Raw genomic sequence first — 17,871 nt, forward strand, 5'->3', positions numbered from 1 at the left:
CGTCGGCATGAACGCCACGACCCGAGCCCGACACGAGCGCGACTTGATTGAACTTACCGGCCTGCCCACCGCCACCGCCAAGGAGGACCGCGTTATCGCCTGGGTCGAACGCTGGGCCAAAAGGCGCAAAAACGTCGAGCTCAGCCGCGACCGCTACGGCAACCTGATGCTCATACGCACTGGCGTCGAATCCAAGTCGCCGATCATTTTTACCGCCCACCTTGATCACCCCGCGTTCGTGGTGACCGGGGTGGATGGCAAAACAGTCACCGCTGAATTCCGCGGCGGCGTGCAGGATGCGTTCTTCGTCGGGACGAAGGTCCGGTTGTACCGTGGTGAATCTTCGGTGAAACCTAGTCCGCCCGGCACGATCCGTGAGCTGCGGCCCGCGAAGAAGGGCGGATTTAAAACGGTGGATGTGCAATTCCGCCAGCGGATCGAGGCCCAGCCGGGCGACATCCTGACCTGGGATGTCGGGTCGGCGCAGATCAAGTCGGGCCGACTCCACGCCCCCGCATGCGACGACCTCGCGGGGGCGGCGGCGATGTTCGCGGCGTTTGGTGAGCTGCTGAAGATCCGCAAAGACCCGCCGGATGTGCGTCTGCTGTGCACCCGGGCGGAAGAAATCGGATTCGTCGGGGCGATCGCGGCATGCAAGTCCGGCATCATCCCCAAGAAGGCCCGCCTGATCGCGCTGGAGAACAGCAAGAGCTTCGCGGATTCGCCGCTGGGCGGCGGCCCAATCGTCCGGGTGGGCGACCGCACCAGTACCTTCGACCCCGGGCTGACGTTCGCGGTGGGGCAGGTGGCCCAGTCGATCGCGGCGGAAGACGAAGGGCTCAAGTGGCAACGCAAACTTATGACCGGCGGCACCTGCGAGGCCTCGGCCTACCAAGCGCTCGGCTACACCGCGACGTGTGTCTGTCTGCCGCTGGGCAACTACCACAACATGGACGAGCAGGCGGGCAAGATCGATCGCGAGGTCATCCACCTCGACGATTACCACGGCCTGGTCCGCCTCCTGATGGGCATCGGCCGATCGCTCGACGACCCGGAGACCGCCAAGCCCCTTACCTCTCGGCTCAACCAGCTCTTCGCTGACCATCGATCACTTTTAAGCTGAACCGCAGTCATTTTGAAGCTGCGCAGATACGGCCCGCCGCGCAGGGGTTGCGCCGTATCGCAGGTGTTGCGCGAAGGTGACCGTAGTTCAGGTCGGGAGCGGGTCAACTTCGTGTGATTTAAAAATAAATCGATCGTGTAAATACTCTTGAAAATGAAGGGTTTTATACGTTATGGCGTGGGCTGATGACCGCAGTTCGTACGGTTTGGCACGGGTGGCACCGGGCTTGCGATTTACACGGGGACACCGTTTCCCCTTTTTGTGAGCCCGACTTGAGCCAAGCCCTGCACAATACCACGACCGGCAACACCCAGATCAACTGGCTCGAACTCGCCCGCTTCGCCGCGGACGGGCAGGGTCACAGCGATCTGGGCCGGGGCATTCAACGGCTGGCCACGCTGGCCGCCGCGGTTCACCGTCAGACGGTGGCACAACCTTCATCAACGGTAAGGACGGAGAAAGACACTCAGTGGGTTCAGGGAAGAACCCTGCAGGCTGACCCCTCGGTCACGGAGGACCGATCATGAACTACGGCCTGTACCTCTCCGCATCAGGCGTCCTGACGAACTCGTATCGTCAGGACGTCTTCGCAAACAACCTGGCGAACGTGAACACCGTCGGCTTCAAGCCCGACCTGCCCACGATCACGCCACGCCAAGCCGAAGCCCAGGAAGACGCCACCCCCTTGGGCACCTCGCAGGACCTGCTCGACCGCCTCGGCGGCGGTGTCCTGGCGGGCACGCAGCGCACCAGCTTCTCGGCAGGCCCCATCGAGCAGACCGGGCGGGACCTGGACGTCGCGCTGACCGATGAAAGCAGCTTCTTCGCGGTGCAACAAGTCAACCCGCAGACTGGCGAAACCGCCGTCCGGCTGACCCGCGACGGCCGACTGGCGATCGACAGCCAGGGCTACGTCGTCACCGCCACCGGACACCGCGTGCTCAACGGAAGCGACCAGCCCATCGCGGTCGAGCCCGGCGTGAAGGTGACCATCAGCCCCGACGGCCGGCTGCAGCAAAATGGCGCCGAGGTCGGCCAGCTCCAGGTCGCCACCGTGAACAACACCGATCAACTCCAGAAAGCAGGCGGCAACCTGTTTGCCTTCGGCAGCAACGACCCCCGCGTCATCACGGACACCCCGAACGTGCGCGTGGGGGCGTTGGAATCCTCCGGCACCAACCCCATCAGCGCCATGATGGCGGTCATGGCCAGCGGTAAAGCCGCCCAGAGCAACGCACGCTTGATCCAGTACCACGACCAACTCATGGATAAAGCGGTCAACACGCTAGGAAGAGTCGCGTAAACGCGACAGTTATGAGTGATCAGTGAACAGTGATGAGTTCATAGATCACCCGATTCAAACTCATCACTGTTCACTGAATACTGAGAACTAAACTATGGCAGTCCTCGCCCTCCACTCTGCATCCACCGGCCTCAACGCTCTCTCGACCGAGCTGGACGTGATCGCCAACAACCTCGCCAACGTGAACACCACCGGGTTCAAGACCCAACGCGTGAACTTCGAAGACTTGATCTACCAGCAGAAGAAGCAGCCCGGCGTCGAAAACGCCAACGGCGACCACAGCCCCGCGGGCCTGCAAGTGGGCCTGGGTACGCAAATCAGCAACACTCAATACAATTTTGAGCTCGGCTCGGCCGTGACCACCGGCCGTGAACTCGACGTCTACATCGAAGGCGACGGCTTCTTCGAGGTCCAAATCCTCAGCGAACAGGGCGGCGGCGTCGGCTACACCCGGGCGGGCAACTTCTTCACCAACCGCGATGGGGAATTGGTGCTGGGTAACTCGCAAGGCCCGCGTGTCCAACCCGGTATCACCATCCCGGACGACGCGGTGAACATCAGCATCTCGGCCGACGGCACCGTGGCGGTGACAAATCCGGACGGAACAAATTCGGATGTTGGCCAACTCCAGCTTTCGACCTTTGTAAACAAAGAAGGACTTAAGTCCATCGGCGGAAACATCTACGTGGAGTCCGATGCCTCGGGCCCACCGATCCAGGGCAACCCCGGTGAGGGCAGCTTCGGCACCATCCTGCAGGGCCACCTCGAGAACTCGAACGTCGACCCGGTGACCGAACTGGTCTCGCTGATCAAGACCCAGCGGGCGTTTGAGATGAACAGCCAGACCATCCAGGCTGCGGACGAAGTGCTGCAGGTCGTGGGCAACCTCCGCCGGTAAGAACGTAGCCCGTTGAGATTCGCTTGAGTTAAGTAAACTGAAAATGAAGCCAATTGTAACCATTCTGAGCCTTGCCCTCGCGTCGACCGCCGCGGCCGACTCGGTGCGTCTGCACGAGCAGGCCGGCACCACTGGGCCCGCGGTTCGGCTGATGGAGATCGCCGAACTCGAAGGCGAATACGCCCAGACCCTGGGCGAGCTGGTGGTGGGGCGCTTCGCTGAGGGTCAGGATGAGCTGACGGTTCAACTCGCCACGGTCCGCCGGGTCTTGAGCGAATCGCAGGTGAACTGGTCGGATCTATCTTTGCGGGGTCGCTCGGTCAGTGTGGTCACGCGTCTGGTTGATGAAGACGTGTTGCCTGCCCCCGCGGTGGTGAATGACCGGGCGGTTGTTACCAATAACAAGTTGGCGGTGGACCAGGTCAATGCGGCCATGACGGTTAGCGGCTTGTTGATCCAGGAGATCGAGAAGCTCAATAACGCGACCTCCGAAGAACTAGAGATCACCTTCCGTGGCGACGCCGATGCGGCGGCCTGGTTGAACCGCAGCGCGGCGGTGGGGCGGTACGAGATCGAGAGCATGAGCCGCAGCGGGTTAGGCCGGGTACCCATGAAGGTCCGTCGGTACGACGCCGCCGGCACGGTCGAAGAAGCGACACTCACCGCCGATGTTTCCCGCCGGGTGACGGCCGTGGTTGCGACCAAACAGATCCGCCGAGGCGAAGTGTTTTCCCGGGAAAACACCGAATTGCGCGAAGTGTTCATCACCTCCAAACTAGGCGAGACGTTGGACTCGCCGAACCTCGTGCTGGGTCAGCGCTCAGCGTCGGCTCTCCGTGAAGGAAGCGTGCTGTTGGTGGACCACGTTGCGCCGGACGTACTGGTGAAGCGTGGCGACCTGGTGACCGTGGCCTGCGTCAGCGGGTCGCTGGTGGTGCGGACCGTTGGCCGGGCTTCCGAGGAGGGGGCGATGGGCGACATCATCGCGATCAAGAATCCGCAGACCCGTGAAACGGTCTACGCCACCGTTTCGGGCAAGCGTCAGACGACGATTAAAACTTACGATTCGGCGCAAGTCGAGAAAACTGAAGAAGGGGCGTGGTAATGCATAAGTCGACTTTACTTTCCGTTGCGATCCTGAGTGGCGTGGCCGGCAATACGCTGGGCCAGGAGCTCAGCTCATCCCTGTACAGCACCGGCGATGAGTTCTTTGCTGACCCGTTCGCAGACGAGATGCTGACCGAAGGCGTGGTGCCGGCACCGGGTATGCAGACCGACGACCGGACTTTGTCCCCTGCGATCGCGGCGACGAGCTTCATGGCTGTGACCGCGCCCGAGCCCCGCACCTTCGCGGTCAACGACCTGATCACCATCATCGTCCGTGAAGACACGCAGACGACGTTCTCTTCGTCGCTGGAAACGGAAAAAGCTTCGGAATGGACCGGCGAGATTGCTGAGTTCCCGCGGTTCAACCTCAACGACCTGCTGGACCTGACCATCGTGCCCAACACGTTCCCGAACGGCACCGTGAAGGTGGATGTCTCGGCCGACAGTAATTTCGAGGGTGAGGGTGATTACGAGAACACCCAATCGATGACCGCTCGTATCCAGGCCACGATCATCGACGTGAAGCCCAACGGCAACGTCGTGCTTGAGGCCCGCAAGACGATCCGCAGCGACGACGAGCAGTACACCCTGGTCGCGACGGGTATCTGCCGGGTGGACGACATCACGGTGGACAACACCGTCCTGTCAACCGAGATCGCGGATTTGTTCATCGACAAGCAGCATGAAGGTCATCTCAAGAAAGCGGCCGACAAGGGCCTGCTGACCGAGATCATGGACTTCATCTTCCCCTGGTAAGGCTTTGAGGGAATTGGTTTTGACTATCCGAACGCAATCAACTGAACGAAGCACCATGAAGCAGTCGCAAACCTCTCGAGCCAACCTGATCTGGATTCTCGCGGTGCTCGGCTCGCTGCTGATCGGCACGCAAGCCATCGCCCTCGAGGTCGGCAGCATCGTGCGGATCAAGGGTTCGGAGACCTCCACCCTCGTCGGCATGGGCCTGGTGGTTGGGCTCGACGGCACGGGCGACGGCGGCGACTTCGCCCCGGCCCACCGCCCGCTGGTCGAGGTGATCTCGCGGCTGATGGACGACCAGACCAGCCTGCGTGAACTGGAAAACAGCAAGTCGGTCGCGCTGGTTGCGATCGAGGCGACGGTGCCCGCCGCGGGTGTCCGCGAGGGCGACCTGCTGGATGTGTATGTGTCGTGTGTCGGCCCGGCCAATTCGCTGGCGGGCGGACGCCTGTTTCTGATCCCGATGGTCGGCGAACACGTTGACTCGGACATCATGGCCCTGGCTCGCGGTGCGGTGAAACTCGAAGACCCCAACACCCCGCGCACCGGCAAGATCGAGAGCGGGGCCAAGATGACCAAGTCCATCCGGGCCCGCTACATCAACGAGCGTGGTTACATCCAACTGGTCGTCAACGAAGCCAACGCTTCGTGGACCACGACCAACAATCTCGCCGCTCTGATCAACGGTCTGGTCTCGCCCGACGGCCCCGAGGCCGCGCGGGCGATCGACGCGAAGAACGTGTTCATCCGTGTCCCCGAGTATGAACGCTCCAACCCCGCGTCGTTCATCGCCAACATCCTCGAGGCCTACATCGATGGCTCTCAGGTCACCGGCTCGGCTCGCGTGGTCGTGAACGAACGCACCGGCACGATCGTGATGTCCGGCGATGTCGAGATCAGCCCGACGATCATCAGCCACGACGGCCTGACCATCACGATGCTCAAGCCCGAGCCCCAACCCGAGCCCGGCGAGGAACTGCCCCCGCAAGAAGTCACCGAAGACTTCATCTCGCTCGACCCCAACAACCGCGGCGGGGCACGTCTGGGTGATCTGCTCGCGGCATTCAACCAACTTAAAGTTCCCGCCGAGGACCGCATCCAGATCGTCAAGCAGATGCACGAAGCGGGGCAACTCCACGCGGAGCTGGTGATCCAATGATGCTGACGCCCCCCCCGAGTTTGGACAGCCTGAGCGCCCCGGCGATTTACACCGAAGGGCGTGAGTCCCGCTACACCGGTAGCCGGGATTTCGCGGCGGAGTTGGACCGGGCTGCGAAAACCAGCGGCGAAGTCGAGAACCCCGAGCTGCGTGAAGCGGCCGAGCAGCTTGTTGCCACCGCGTTCATCCTCCCGTTGCTGGAGCAGGCCCGTCAAGACCCGTTCAAGAGTGATCTGTTCCACGGCGGCCAGGGCGAAGAAGTCTTCGGTCAGCAGTTGGACGTGATCTACGCCGAGAACATCACGCAATCGGCCAACTTCGGGATCAGCGACGCGCTGGTCCGCCGCTTCGAAACCACTTTGAACCATGACCCCGAATCGCAGGTGAACCTCCGTGGATAAAACGCTCCGCCTCAATCTCGATCACCTCGAAGCGGTGCTGGCCCAGGCGCTGGAGCGTCAGCGTCAGATGCTTTCGCTGCTTGAGCGCAAGCGGGTCGCGCTGCGTCAGGGCAAGGACCAGGACATGGTCGACCTGACCCGGCTAGAGCACGCCACGGTGCAGACGATCAGCGAGGTCGAAAAGCGTCGGCTGCAACTGGTGGCGGACCTGACGTTGGCGATTGATCCGGCGGCAAAAGAACCGCTGAAGATGAAAGAGCTGGCCGAGCGTTTGCCGGAGCCCTACCGCGGACGCTTGCTGGTGATGCGGGCCAAGCTCGTCGAAGCTATCACGCAGGTGGCCGAGCAGACCTCGGTGGTCCGCCGGGCCAGCGAATCTTTGATGAAACACGTCAACGGCCTGATCCGGACGATCGGGGTCGTTTCCAACGGCGGGGCGGCTTACGGCCAAACCGGCCGGATCAACAACGAACCCGCTCGCATGAGCTCGATCAACCTGACTGCTTAACACCTCACCGAAACCATGGGACTCTCCTCTTCCCTCAATATTGGACGCACCGGCCTCCTCGCCCAACAGACGGCGATTGAAGTCACCGGTAACAACCTCGCGAACCTGGCGACGCCGGGTTACAAGGTGCAGCGCGTCGACCTCTCGGCGATCGGCGACCGCCGGGTGGCGGGGGACCAATACGTCGGGCAGGGTGTCCAGATCGAGGCGATCACGCGTCAGGTCAGCGAAGCGGTCGAGGCACGGCTGCGCACCGCGATCGCAGACCAATCTGCGGCATCCGCAACCGCGGACCAGATCTCGCGTCTCGAAGCGGTACAGAACGAACTCACCGGCCGCGACCTGACCACGCGTTTGGGCGAGTACTTCAACGCCTGGTCGCAGCTCACGACCAATCCCCAGGACCCGTCGCTGCGGACGCTGGTGACCGCGGAAGGAACCTCGCTCGCATCGTTCATCCAGGACCTGCGCAGCGGGTACAACGACATCACGGCCGAATCGACCACGGCACTCGAAGAAGCGGTAGCTTCGGCAGACAGCATCCTGGACCGCATCGAGTCGGTGAACCAGGCGATTGCGGGGAAAGAGGGCGGGGCCGGCCAAGCCTCGGCGCTGCGTGACCAGCGTGACCAGCTGCTGGCGGAGCTGGCACAATTCCTAGATGTCTCGACGGTTGAACAAAACAACGGCAGCATCGACGTGTACGTCGGGTCGCTGCCGATCATCCTCAACGGCCAGTCGCGTGGCGTCGAGCTGCGTACCCGCACCGTGGATGATGAGGTGCTGACCGAGGTGGTCATCAAGGCCGACGGCAGCGCTCTGGATGTGTCCAGCGGCGAGCTCGGCGCACGGATCGAGTTCATCAACGGCGACCTGAAGGAAGCCGTCGAGTCGCTCGACCTGATCACGGGTCAGTTGATCTTTGAGACCAACCGCATCCACAGCCAAGGCCAGGGCACCGAGCTGATCCGAGACGTGACCGCGACCAATGCGGTGACCGATGTCACCGCGGCGCTCAACGACCTGACCCTGACCGAGCTGCCGTTCACCGCGACCAACGGTTCGTTCGAGATTAGCGTGGTGTCCGAAGCCACCGGCCAGGCGACGACCACGGTGATCGATGTCGACCTGGACGGCATCAACCCCGCGACGGACACGACGCTCACATCGCTGGCCGCGGCGCTGAACGCGGTGACCGGGGTCAACGCCTCGATCTCGCCGACGGGCAAACTGCAGATCAGCAGCGATTCGGCAAACAACCGCTTGTCGTTTTCCAACGACACCTCGGGTGTCCTGGCGGCGCTCGGCGTCAACAGCTTCTTCACCGGGGAAGATGCGTTCGACATCGCGGTGAACCAGACGGTGCTTTCGGACCCGTCGCTCCTCGCGGCCGGCCAGGAACGCCTGGCGGGCGACAACCGCAACGCGTTGGCGTTGGCGGCGCTGCGTGACGAGCCATTGACGGCCCTCAACGGGTTGTCGGTGACGCGGGCGTGGTCGCGGCAGGTCGAAGAGGTGGGGACCAACCTCGCCCAGGCCCGTGACGACCAGGAAGCGTTCGGCGTGGTGCGTGAGAACCTTCAGGGCCGACAGGCCGCGATCTCCGGCGTGAACGCGGACGAAGAAACCATCAACCTCCTCGCCTACCAGCGGGCTTATCAGGCCAGCGCCCGGTTCATCACCGTGGTGGACGAACTGACCCAGACCCTACTCAACCTCGTGTGACCTAAGCCATGTCCTCGATCTCCTCCCTCAGCAACCGAACGTCGAGCCTGTTCAGCAGCCAACAGGCGCTTGACCGTTTGCAGCAGACCCAGCGGTCGCTCGCTGAGGCGCAGGAACAGATCTCGACGGGGCAGGCGATCAACCGTGTCTCGGATGATCCTTCGCAGGTGGCGTCGGTCTTGCTGATCGAACGCCGACTGCTCGAGCGGGAGCAAGAGGCACGCAACCTCGATCTGGCGTCGCAGACCCTGAACACCGCCGACCAGGCGCTGGGCGAGGCGACCAACACGCTCATCGAAGCCAAGACCATCGCGCTCTCGCAGATCGGCGTGGGCTCGGATGCGGACACGCGCAACGCGCAGTCGCTGGTGATCGATGCCCAGCTCTCGTCGCTGGTCGACATCGCCAACACCCAGTTCAACGGCGTGTCCGTCTTCGGCGGCAACAACGGTGCGCAGCTGGATGGTCAGGTATTCGAGAAGTTCCTCGGCGGCGTGCGTTACATCGGGACCGGGTCCAACCTGCAGACCGATGTCGGGGCATTCAGCAGCCAGGACTTCACCAGCCAGGGGCGGACCGCATTCGGCCTGTTCGAGGCGGAAGTGAACAACAACCGTGACCTCGACCCGCAGGCCACCGGGGCCACCCCGCTCAGCGCGATCACCGGCGGCACCAACAGCGGTTTTGTGCCCGGCTCCTTGAACGTGACGGTCAACGCGACGACGGTTTCGGTCGATCTCAGCGAGGCCGACTCGTTGGACGACGTCGCCACGATCCTGACCGATTCGATCACCAACATCGTGCCCGGCGGCGGTGCGGTGACGGTGGGCCCGGTGGGCCTGGTCGTCACGGGCAACGGTGGCAACACGGTGACCATTTCCGATCCGCCCGGCACGCGTACGGCTCAGTCGCTCGGGCTGGAAGGCGTTAGCAGCACCGGCGGTGTCCCCACGGCGGGCGTTGACGTTGGCGTGCAACTGACGCCGTTGACGGCGCTGGCCAGCCTCGGCACCGCGGTCGACTTCGCCTCGGGCCTGGTCATTACTCAGGGCCAGCAAACGGTCACGGTTGATCTTTCGACCGCCACCACGATCCAGGACCTGCAGAACACGATTGCGGACCTGGACCTCGGTTTGCGTTTGGACATTGCGGAGGGCGGGCAAGAGCTGGCGATCGTCAGCACCGTGGCGGGCCTGGAGTTCTCCGTCGGCGAGAACGGTGGAAGCACCGCGACCGACCTGGGCATCCACAGCTTCAACGGCGACACCCGGCTTACCGACCTTCGCCAAGGTATTGGCCTGATCACGCAGGAAGGCGAGGACGACCTGTCGATCGCGCTGCACGACGGCACGACCTTCTCGGTCAACCTCGACACCGCGACCACGGTCGCCGAGGCCATCACTCTGATCGATGCCGCTGCGGGCGCCGCGGGCGTGGCCCCGGGCGATTTCACGGTCGCCGTCGCCGCCACCGGCACGGGCCTGGTCGCCACCGACAACACCGTCGGGGGCAGCGACTTTGCGATTACCAACTTCGGCCAGTCCCATGTTGCCGAGCACCTTGGCCTTCTTGAGAACGCCGGGGCGGCCACCACGATCAACGGCGAAGACACCGCGACCCGCCGGGTCGACAACGCTTTTACCGATCTCATAATTTTGCGCGATTCTTTGAAAAATAATGACGAGTCTGGCATCACGCTTGCTTCTACTCAATTAGAAGACGACATCGATTCAGTCGTCAGTGCCCGCGCCATCGTCGGCGTGCAGGCCCAACGCCTCGAAGAGACCCGTTTACGCAACGAGGATCAAACCTTGCAGGAACAAAGCGTGCTCTCCAGCCTGAAAGACGCGGATTTGACCGAGGTCATCTCCCGATACCAGCAGTTGCAGCTGCAGCTCCAGGCGTCGCTTCAGACCAGTGCGCAAATTCAGCAACTTTCACTCTTGGATTTCTTGCGCTAGTGGCGCAAAACATGCGCGGCGGTTCGGTTCCACGGCTAACCGAGCTGATCGCAGAAATACAAGCGGCAGGACGCCGCGACCGCAAACCGGATCGATCTCAACAAACCGATGATCCAAACCACGCGGGAAACTCAGAAGCAGGACGCCAGCCGTGAAGGACCCCAGACGATGAAGATTCAGACCACACGTTTCGGAGAAGTCGAAGTCGAGGACACCCGGGTGCTCAACTTCCCCAAAGGGTTGTTGGGTTTCCCCAAGTACCAGGACTATGTGCTGATCGAATCGGGCGACCAGAGTCGGCCCAACGAAGAGAGCAACTTCTGGTGGCTGCAATCGATCGACCTGCCCGAGTTGGCGTTCGTCGTCACCGACCCCACCCTGTTCGTCTCGACCTACAAGGTGCCGATCCACCCCGAGCAGATGCTGGGCCTGGGCCTGAGCTCGATCGACGACGCCCAGGTGTTCGTCATCGTCAACAAACGCGGCAACGTGCTCACCGGCAACCTCCAGGGCCCGCTGGTGATCAACGTCGCCAGCCGGTGCGGCGAGCAGCTCGTGCTCAGCGACCGCCGGTTCACCACCCGCGTGCCGCTCATCGAGCTGCACCAGGAAGCGCCCACGGCGATGTCCGCCTGAGACCCAGGCAGACGGGGAGTTTGCACGCAGTACTCCTCCGATTGGAAACGACGTTTTGAAGTCATGGACAACCTAAACGTTAAATCCCGACTCTTGATTCAACCCTCCCCCGCGACACACGGACGTGTCGCGTCACGGCCCACGGAAGGAGCCAAACCCTATGCTGGTGCTATCCCGGCAACGCGACGAAACCATCATGATCGGCGACGAGGTGGAGATCACCGTCGTCGACATCCGCGGCGACAAGGTCCGCTTGGGGATCAACGCCCCGCGGACCATCCAGGTCCACCGCAAAGAAGTCTACGAAGCGATCCAACGCGAGAACGCCGAGGCCGCCAACGTCCAGCTCGACGACATCAACGGCCTGGACCAACACATCAAACGCAAGCAGCGCCCCGCGTGAACCAACACTCGGCCCATCCCGTCAACAGTTCGGCTCGTCCCTCGAGCCGCCCCGCGCGTCGCGGGCAACACGGCCAGGCCTGGAGTCTTTCGGAACCGGATCAGCACAAACTCACCCTCACGGGTCAGGGCGACAGGGAAGTTCAGCCCACGGTAGCCACGCCAAACCGGCGATGACACCAACCCGGTAGACAATCAAGGAGGATTGTCGATGTCTCGGATTAACACCAACGTTTCTTCGCTCATTGCTCAGAACAACCTCGCGCGGACCAACCGCGACCTGGAAACCAGCCTGCAACGGCTCAGCACCGGGTTGCAGATCAACCGCGGGGCCGACAACCCCGCCGGCCTGATCGTGTCCGAGCGGTTGCGGAGCGAGATCCAAGGCGCCACGCAGGCCATCGATAACGCCGAGCGGGCCACCAACGTCATCGCCACCACCGAAGGCGCGTTGCAAGAGATCAGCACGCTGCTCACCCAGATCAAGGCGTTGACCATCGAGGCCGCCAACACCGGGGCCTTCAGCCCCGAAGAGATCGAGGCCAACCAGCTCGAGATCGACTCGGCCGTCGAGTCCATCACCCGCATCAGCAACACCACCAGTTTCGCCGGCCTCAAGCTGCTCAACGGCAGCCTCGACTACCTCGACTCGGGCGTGGTCACCAGCCAGATCAGCGACATCAACGTCTTCGGGGCCAACTTCGGGCTGGACGACAACATCAACGTCCAGGTCGAAGTCATCAACTCCGCCGAGAAGGGCACCCTGTTCCTCTCGGGCAACACCGCCGGTGCTCCCGGGGCACTGCTCTCCAGCGTCAGCTTCGAACTTCAAGGCAGCCGCGGCGTGCAGGTGTTCAACTTCGCTTCGGGCACGGCCCTCTCGGCCGTGGCCGCCGCGGTCAATAATGTCCGCGACGCGACGGGTGTTACCGCTCGCCTCGCTTCGGCGACCAACCAGACCTCCGGCCTGCTCTTCGAATCTGAAGGCTACGGCACCAGTTCGTTCGTCTCGGTCCGCAAGCTCGACGACGGCGACTTCTTCGACACCTTCGACGCTCAGGGCGGCAGCCAGATCAACCGTGACGAGGGCGCAGACGTCCTGTCCCTGGTCAACGGCAACCTCGCCCTCGGCGACGGCCTGGACATCACCCTCAACACCAATACCATCAACCTCGGCCTGACGCTGACCTCCGGCGCCGCCCAGGTCACCGGCACGCCCTACAGCTTCACCGTCACCGGCGGCGGGGCCAACTTCCAGATCGGCCCGCAGGTCAACTCCCTGCAACAGGTCGGTTTCGGCATCCAATCCGTCGCCGCCAGCAACCTGGGCGACACCGCCTCGGGCTTCCTCAACTCGATCTCCACCGGCGGCGACAACTCGCTGGTCGCGGGCAAGACCCGCGAAGCCTCGGAGATCATCGACAAGTCCATCGACCAGATCGCTCAACTCCGCGGTCGGCTCGGGGCCTTCGAACGCAACACCCTGCAGACCGCCGTACGGTCCACCGCGATCACGCTCGAAAACCTCACTGCTTCGGAGAGCTCGATCCGCGACACCGACTTCGCCCAGCAGACCGCCGAGCTCACCCGGGCCCAGATCCTGCAACAGGCCGGCACCTCGACCCTGGGTATCGCCAACAGCAACGCCCAGAACGTGCTCTCGCTGCTCGGCTAAGCCGAAGGCTTAACTTTAACCCCGGGCCAATGACCCGGGGCCCCTTTGGGGTTACCCATGTCCGAACCCTTCACCGCCCCGACCCTCGTCCCCGACGCCGTGCGCAACGCCGGCGACGGGGTTTTGTTTGAGGCGGCCCGGGCGTTGGAAGCCAAGAAGTGGCGAAAGGCCGAACGCCTCTGCAGGCAGGTCCTGCGCATCGACCCGAACCACCCAACCGCGGTCCACCTGCTGGGCCTCGCCGCCCACCGCGGCGGGCATGTGTTCGATGCGTTGTCGCTGCTGCGTCGGTCGATCGAGTTGGACGACACCCAGCCGATCTGGTGGTTCAACCTCGGCGTCTCCTGCGCCGCCGGCGACCGCCACGCCGAGGCCAGCGAGTGCTACCGCGCGGCGCTACGCCTCCAGCCCTACCTCGTCCCCGCCCTCTACATGCTCGGCCGTTCGCTCCAGACCATGGGCCTGCTCGACGACGCTGCCGCAGCGTTGGCCCAGGCCCTGCGGATTGAGCCGGGTCACGAAGAAGCGTCCGACCTGCTCCAATCCATCACCCGCGACCTCCGCGACGCGGCTTAAAGTCGTATAGGCACTTGATAAGAGATCGCTAATCAAAAGGAAACATCAATAAGATGTTCCAAAGTGCGAAACATGGAGGCCCCTTTGGGCTCCAGACTGTGATGCTTCTTGAGTCGGGGGCGACAAGAGTGAGAAACTGAAGCTTAAGTTTTGCGTTTGAAATCTCGTGTTGTGGAAGTTCCTTGAGATGACTATTGATATTAAAGCCGTTGTGGATGTTCATTGCCTGAGTTTCACCTGAGTGGTGAGATGCGATCAGCTCTGTAGTCAAGACAGTCCACCGATTTTGTTCAGAGAAAGCTATTACCGGGCGGCCTATCTGTAATTCTGGGAAACGGATTGAGACCTCGGATACAAGATCGAACGGGATAGAGCCTGTGATTATGGATGGGTGTTCAGCTAAGTTATTTTTTCCCAGACGCCAAAGAATACGATTCTCAATCCAATCGTCTCTTGTTGAATTCATAAAAGTGTTCCAAATAGAAATGGCGTTATGGACTGATTCCAATGATCGGTATGAGATACGTTAGACGGTGACTTCTCGTATCCACCCATCCGACCGCCGGTCGCGGTGCTTGCCGGGCTTGCGGGGTTTATCGTCGTTGAGCGTTTCGGGGTACTCGATAAATACCGCGGCGAGAAGTTTTTCGTTGCTACCCGCGCCGATGGTTTCGAGGAACTTCGCCGAGCCGAGTTGACCGCCGCTGGACCAGTAGGTACCCATGCCGTGGGCGGTGAGCAGCAAAAGCAGGTTCTGAACCATCGCCCCGGTGGCCGCGATGTGTTCCTCATCGATCGCACGCTGCGCGGGGGCGGGGTTGTCGCCCGCCTGCGGCAGCCAAGTCACCAGCACTAACGCCCCACACCCGTACATCATCGGCGGGATCTTGTTGGTCGGCTTCATCTCCGGGAACCAGTCCCGCATTTTCGGTGCAAATTGCTGGCACTGCTCATGCCACAACACATGCGCCCGCCAGGGCTCCGCCAACCCGTCCACCTCCCGCGCATGATGAAACGGTGCCCAACCCGCGGTGCGAAGCGAATCCAATACGGCGGTGTTGTTACGCTCGGCCGCTTCTGTTGAGAATTGAATCGGGTTGGCGGGGTCGCCGAAGACTTTGAATGTGGCTCTCGAGCGTATCGTTGAGCCAACGATTTCGGGGGCGTTATTTTCGGCTTCGTTATTCATGGTTATCAGAAATCGGCTACACGATACGGCGGGGATCGGTGTCGGTGGTGAGTCATCCACGGTTGGATTTTGTCACCGATCCCAGTGCTCCGTGATGATAGCTTTGATTCGAGGGTTCTCGGCATCTGTGTCCCCGATGGCTTGGCGTTCGGTCTTGAGTTGAGCTTTTAGTTCATGGATCACCTCACGATAGGCCGGGTCGTCGTAGCGGTTATCCATCTCATGAGGATCATTGAGTAAGTCGTAAAACTCCCAGGCGGCGGGCGTGTTCGCCCAGTAGCGATTGCCTTCACGCCCTTCGACCTGCTTGCCGTTGTGGGTGTCGGTGTAGTCCATGCCATAGAAGAAGATGAGTTTGTAGCGCTCGGTGCGGATGCCGAAGTGGGCGGGGTTGTTGTGGCCGTGGGCCATGTGCATCCAGTAACGGTAGTAGGTGCCTGTGCGCCAGTCGTCTGGCTTGGGCTTGTTTTCCAACGCGTCGGCGAAGCTTCGGCCCTGCATCTTTTGAGGCTTGGCGATGCCCGCGATATCCAGCAGCGTTACTGCGTAATCCGTGTTGTTGATCAGCCAATCGTTCGTACTGCCCGGTTGCACCACGCCCGGCCAACGCACGATCAACGGCATCCGGATCGATTCCTCGTACATCCACCGCTTATCAATAAAGTCGTGCTCCCCCAACAGCATCCCCTGGTCGCTGGTGTAGATCACGATCGTGTTGTCGGCGAGGCCGTTGTCTTCGAGGTAATCCAAGAGCCGTTTGAGGTTGTCGTCGATCCCTTTGACACAACGCAGGTACTCGCGGACGTATCGCTGATGGGTCTCGCGGGTCATTTCCGCGTCAGTCAGGTCCGTTCGCCCGAGGTCTTCTTCGATCTGTTTACGGTAGTGCCGGGCTAAGTTTCGTTTTGTGGGCGAAGGCGAAACGGTCGATCCGATGACGCCGACCAGTTCGTCGTCGACTCCGCGAGTGGCGACCGAGCCAAAATTTGGCCCCGGCTGGTCGTAGAGGTTGTCGGGTTCGGGTATATGGGTGTCCCCGAGATACGGTTCGTATCTCGGGGCATAGATGAATTTGTCGTGGGGTGCCTTGAAATGATGCATCAGAAAGAACGGCTTGGTCTTGTCACGCTTTTGATCGAGCCATTCCAGCGACAAATCGGTCAGCACGTCGGACGAATGGCCCTGGGTGTCGACCACCGCCACTTCTCGTGACAGGGTGCTGTCGTATCGGATCGTGCGGAGCTCGCCGCCTTCGCTGACGTGCAGCGTGGGGTTCATGTATCGGCCCTGGCCCGCGATCACGCCGAAGTAATCAAAGTGGTTCGGCGACGACTTGAGGTGCCACTTTCCGATCACGGCCGTGGTGTAGCCGGCGGCCCTCATGTCTCGCGGAAGGGTGTGCTGCTCGCCGGGCAGGACGTCGTAAAGATCGTAAACCCCGTTGGTGTGGGAGTATTGCCCGGTCAAGATCGTCGCGCGGCTGGGCGTGCAGATCGAGTTGGTACAGAACACGCGATCGAATCGCATGCCTTCTGCAGCCAGCGCGTCGAGGGTGGGCGTCGGGTTGAGCGGTGCGAGCCGCCCCTGATAAGCACCGATCGCCCGAGCGCAGTGGTCGTCGCTCATGATGAAAAGGATGTTGGGCGGGTCGCTCGCGCCATCGGCAAAAGCTGGAGCTTGGGCGGCAAGTGAAAACGCGATCAAGCATAGGACATAGCTGCAGACTCGCATTTTCTGCTCCAGTAATCGACTTGTTGCTCAATTTGAACGCCGTGATGTTGAGGCGGGACAAGATTTGCCAGCGAAGGCTGGGGTTAGGCCTGCGAAAGTTCGGGCGCCTTCATTTCCAGGAAATTCGTCAGCAACTGCGGCCCTTCGACGGTGAGGAAACTTTCGGGGTGGAACTGCACGCCTTCGAGCGGGGCGTCGCCGTGGGGGAGGCTGCCGGGCTTGGCACGCAGACCCATGATGACGTTCTGGCCGTCGTCTTCGCACCAGGCGGTGATGTCGAAGTGGTCGGAATCGAAGGTGTCTTTGAGGATGACCAGGCTGTGGTAGCGGGTGGCGGTGAAGGGGTTGGAGAGGCCGGCGAAGAGGCCCTGCCCGTCGTGTTGGATGGGGCTGGTCTTGCCGTGCATGAGCTTGGTGTGGCGGTCGACGGTCATGCCGAACTTGTGGCCAATGGACTGGTGCCCGAGGCAGACGCCCATCAGTGGAACACGGCCGGCGAAGGCGTCGATGATGTCGCAGCTCACCCCAGCCTCACGCGGTGTGCACGGCCCGGGCGAGATGATCACGTGGTCCGGGTTCATCTCGAGCGCTTCTTCCGGCGTGATCTTGTCGTTGCGGACCACGCGGAGGTCCAGCGACGCGTCGATCTCGCCGAGGCGCTGGACGAGGTTGTAGGTGAAGCTGTCGTAGTTGTCGATGAGGAGGATCATGAGGGGATTAT

General features: G+C 62.0%; 18 protein-coding genes. 15 read left to right on the top strand and 3 right to left on the bottom strand.

Annotated features, from left to right (window positions below; genetic code table 11):
• Positions 1-7 precede the first annotated feature (7 nt).
• From HNQ40_RS10935 to HNQ40_RS11005, 15 genes are all read left to right on the top strand, one after another.
• Positions 8-1,123 (top strand): M20/M25/M40 family metallo-hydrolase, encoded by a 1,116-nt coding sequence (locus HNQ40_RS10935; protein ID WP_184677870.1) that lies wholly within the window; start codon positions 8-10, stop codon positions 1,121-1,123.
• Positions 1,124-1,395: 272 nt separating this feature from the next.
• Complete coding sequence (locus tag HNQ40_RS10940) at positions 1,396-1,650, top strand: hypothetical protein (RefSeq protein ID WP_184677871.1); 255 nt, start codon at positions 1,396-1,398, stop codon at positions 1,648-1,650.
• A complete protein-coding gene (locus HNQ40_RS10945) occupies positions 1,647-2,426 on the top strand; it encodes a flagellar hook-basal body protein (protein WP_184677872.1) in 780 nt (259 codons plus the stop codon). The genes HNQ40_RS10940 and HNQ40_RS10945 overlap by 4 nt, the downstream gene beginning before the upstream one ends.
• Positions 2,427-2,520: 94 nt before the next feature.
• A complete protein-coding gene (flgG, locus tag HNQ40_RS10950; RefSeq protein WP_184677873.1) occupies positions 2,521-3,324 on the top strand; it encodes a flagellar basal-body rod protein FlgG in 804 nt (267 codons plus the stop codon).
• Positions 3,325-3,367: 43 nt separating this feature from the next.
• Positions 3,368-4,429 (top strand): flagellar basal body P-ring formation chaperone FlgA, encoded by a 1,062-nt coding sequence (gene flgA / locus HNQ40_RS10955; protein WP_184677874.1) that lies wholly within the window; start codon positions 3,368-3,370, stop codon positions 4,427-4,429.
• Positions 4,429-5,187 carry a flagellar basal body L-ring protein FlgH gene (locus tag HNQ40_RS10960; protein WP_184677875.1) on the top strand — a complete coding sequence of 253 codons (759 nt, stop codon included), beginning with the start codon at positions 4,429-4,431 and terminating at the stop codon, positions 5,185-5,187. The genes flgA and HNQ40_RS10960 overlap by 1 nt, the downstream gene beginning before the upstream one ends.
• 55 nt (positions 5,188-5,242) lie before the next feature.
• On the top strand, positions 5,243-6,346 hold the full coding sequence (locus tag HNQ40_RS10965) for a flagellar basal body P-ring protein FlgI (RefSeq protein WP_184677876.1): 1,104 nt from the start codon (positions 5,243-5,245) through the stop codon (positions 6,344-6,346).
• Positions 6,346-6,747 (top strand): rod-binding protein, encoded by a 402-nt coding sequence (locus HNQ40_RS10970; RefSeq protein ID WP_184677877.1) that lies wholly within the window; start codon positions 6,346-6,348, stop codon positions 6,745-6,747. Before HNQ40_RS10965 ends, HNQ40_RS10970 begins: the two co-directional genes overlap by 1 nt.
• Positions 6,740-7,255 (top strand): flagellar protein FlgN, encoded by a 516-nt coding sequence (locus tag HNQ40_RS10975; protein WP_184677878.1) that lies wholly within the window; start codon positions 6,740-6,742, stop codon positions 7,253-7,255. Before HNQ40_RS10970 ends, HNQ40_RS10975 begins: the two co-directional genes overlap by 8 nt.
• A 15-nt stretch (positions 7,256-7,270) precedes the next feature.
• Positions 7,271-8,980, top strand: coding sequence for a flagellar hook-associated protein FlgK (gene flgK / locus HNQ40_RS10980; protein WP_184677879.1), 1,710 nt, complete (start codon positions 7,271-7,273; stop codon positions 8,978-8,980).
• Positions 8,981-8,988: 8 nt separating this feature from the next.
• Positions 8,989-10,941 (top strand): flagellin N-terminal helical domain-containing protein, encoded by a 1,953-nt coding sequence (locus HNQ40_RS10985; RefSeq protein ID WP_184677880.1) that lies wholly within the window; start codon positions 8,989-8,991, stop codon positions 10,939-10,941.
• A gap of 168 nt (positions 10,942-11,109) precedes the next feature.
• Entirely contained in the window at positions 11,110-11,577 is a 468-nt protein-coding gene (fliW, locus tag HNQ40_RS10990) for a flagellar assembly protein FliW (protein ID WP_184677881.1), read from the top strand.
• A 160-nt stretch (positions 11,578-11,737) separates the two neighbouring features.
• Positions 11,738-11,980: a carbon storage regulator CsrA gene (csrA, locus tag HNQ40_RS10995; protein ID WP_184677882.1), complete on the top strand. Its 243-nt coding sequence runs from the start codon at positions 11,738-11,740 to the stop codon at positions 11,978-11,980.
• A gap of 210 nt (positions 11,981-12,190) precedes the next feature.
• Positions 12,191-13,654 carry a flagellin N-terminal helical domain-containing protein gene (locus HNQ40_RS11000; RefSeq protein ID WP_184677883.1) on the top strand — a complete coding sequence of 488 codons (1,464 nt, stop codon included), beginning with the start codon at positions 12,191-12,193 and terminating at the stop codon, positions 13,652-13,654.
• A 57-nt stretch (positions 13,655-13,711) separates the two neighbouring features.
• The gene (locus HNQ40_RS11005; RefSeq protein ID WP_184677884.1) at positions 13,712-14,230 is read left to right on the top strand and encodes a tetratricopeptide repeat protein; all 519 of its coding nucleotides are present in this window, start codon (positions 13,712-13,714) and stop codon (positions 14,228-14,230) included.
• A 526-nt stretch (positions 14,231-14,756) separates the two neighbouring features.
• Here HNQ40_RS11005 and HNQ40_RS11010 read toward each other — a convergent pair.
• The 3 genes from HNQ40_RS11010 to HNQ40_RS11020 all read right to left on the bottom strand — a co-directional run bounded on the left by HNQ40_RS11010 (position 14,757) and on the right by HNQ40_RS11020 (position 17,860).
• Positions 14,757-15,419, bottom strand: coding sequence for a nitroreductase family protein (locus tag HNQ40_RS11010; protein WP_184677885.1), 663 nt, complete (start codon positions 15,417-15,419; stop codon positions 14,757-14,759).
• 72 nt (positions 15,420-15,491) lie between these two features.
• Positions 15,492-17,150 (bottom strand): sulfatase family protein, encoded by a 1,659-nt coding sequence (locus HNQ40_RS11015; protein WP_184677886.1) that lies wholly within the window; start codon positions 17,148-17,150, stop codon positions 15,492-15,494.
• Positions 17,151-17,233: 83 nt separating this feature from the next.
• Positions 17,234-17,860, bottom strand: a complete 627-nt coding sequence (locus tag HNQ40_RS11020; RefSeq protein WP_184677887.1) for an anthranilate synthase component II — start codon at positions 17,858-17,860, stop codon at positions 17,234-17,236.
• Positions 17,861-17,871: the final 11 nt, after the last annotated feature.

This window comes from Algisphaera agarilytica (assembly GCF_014207595.1).
GTDB classification, from domain to species: Bacteria; Planctomycetota; Phycisphaerae; order Phycisphaerales; family Phycisphaeraceae; genus Algisphaera; species Algisphaera agarilytica.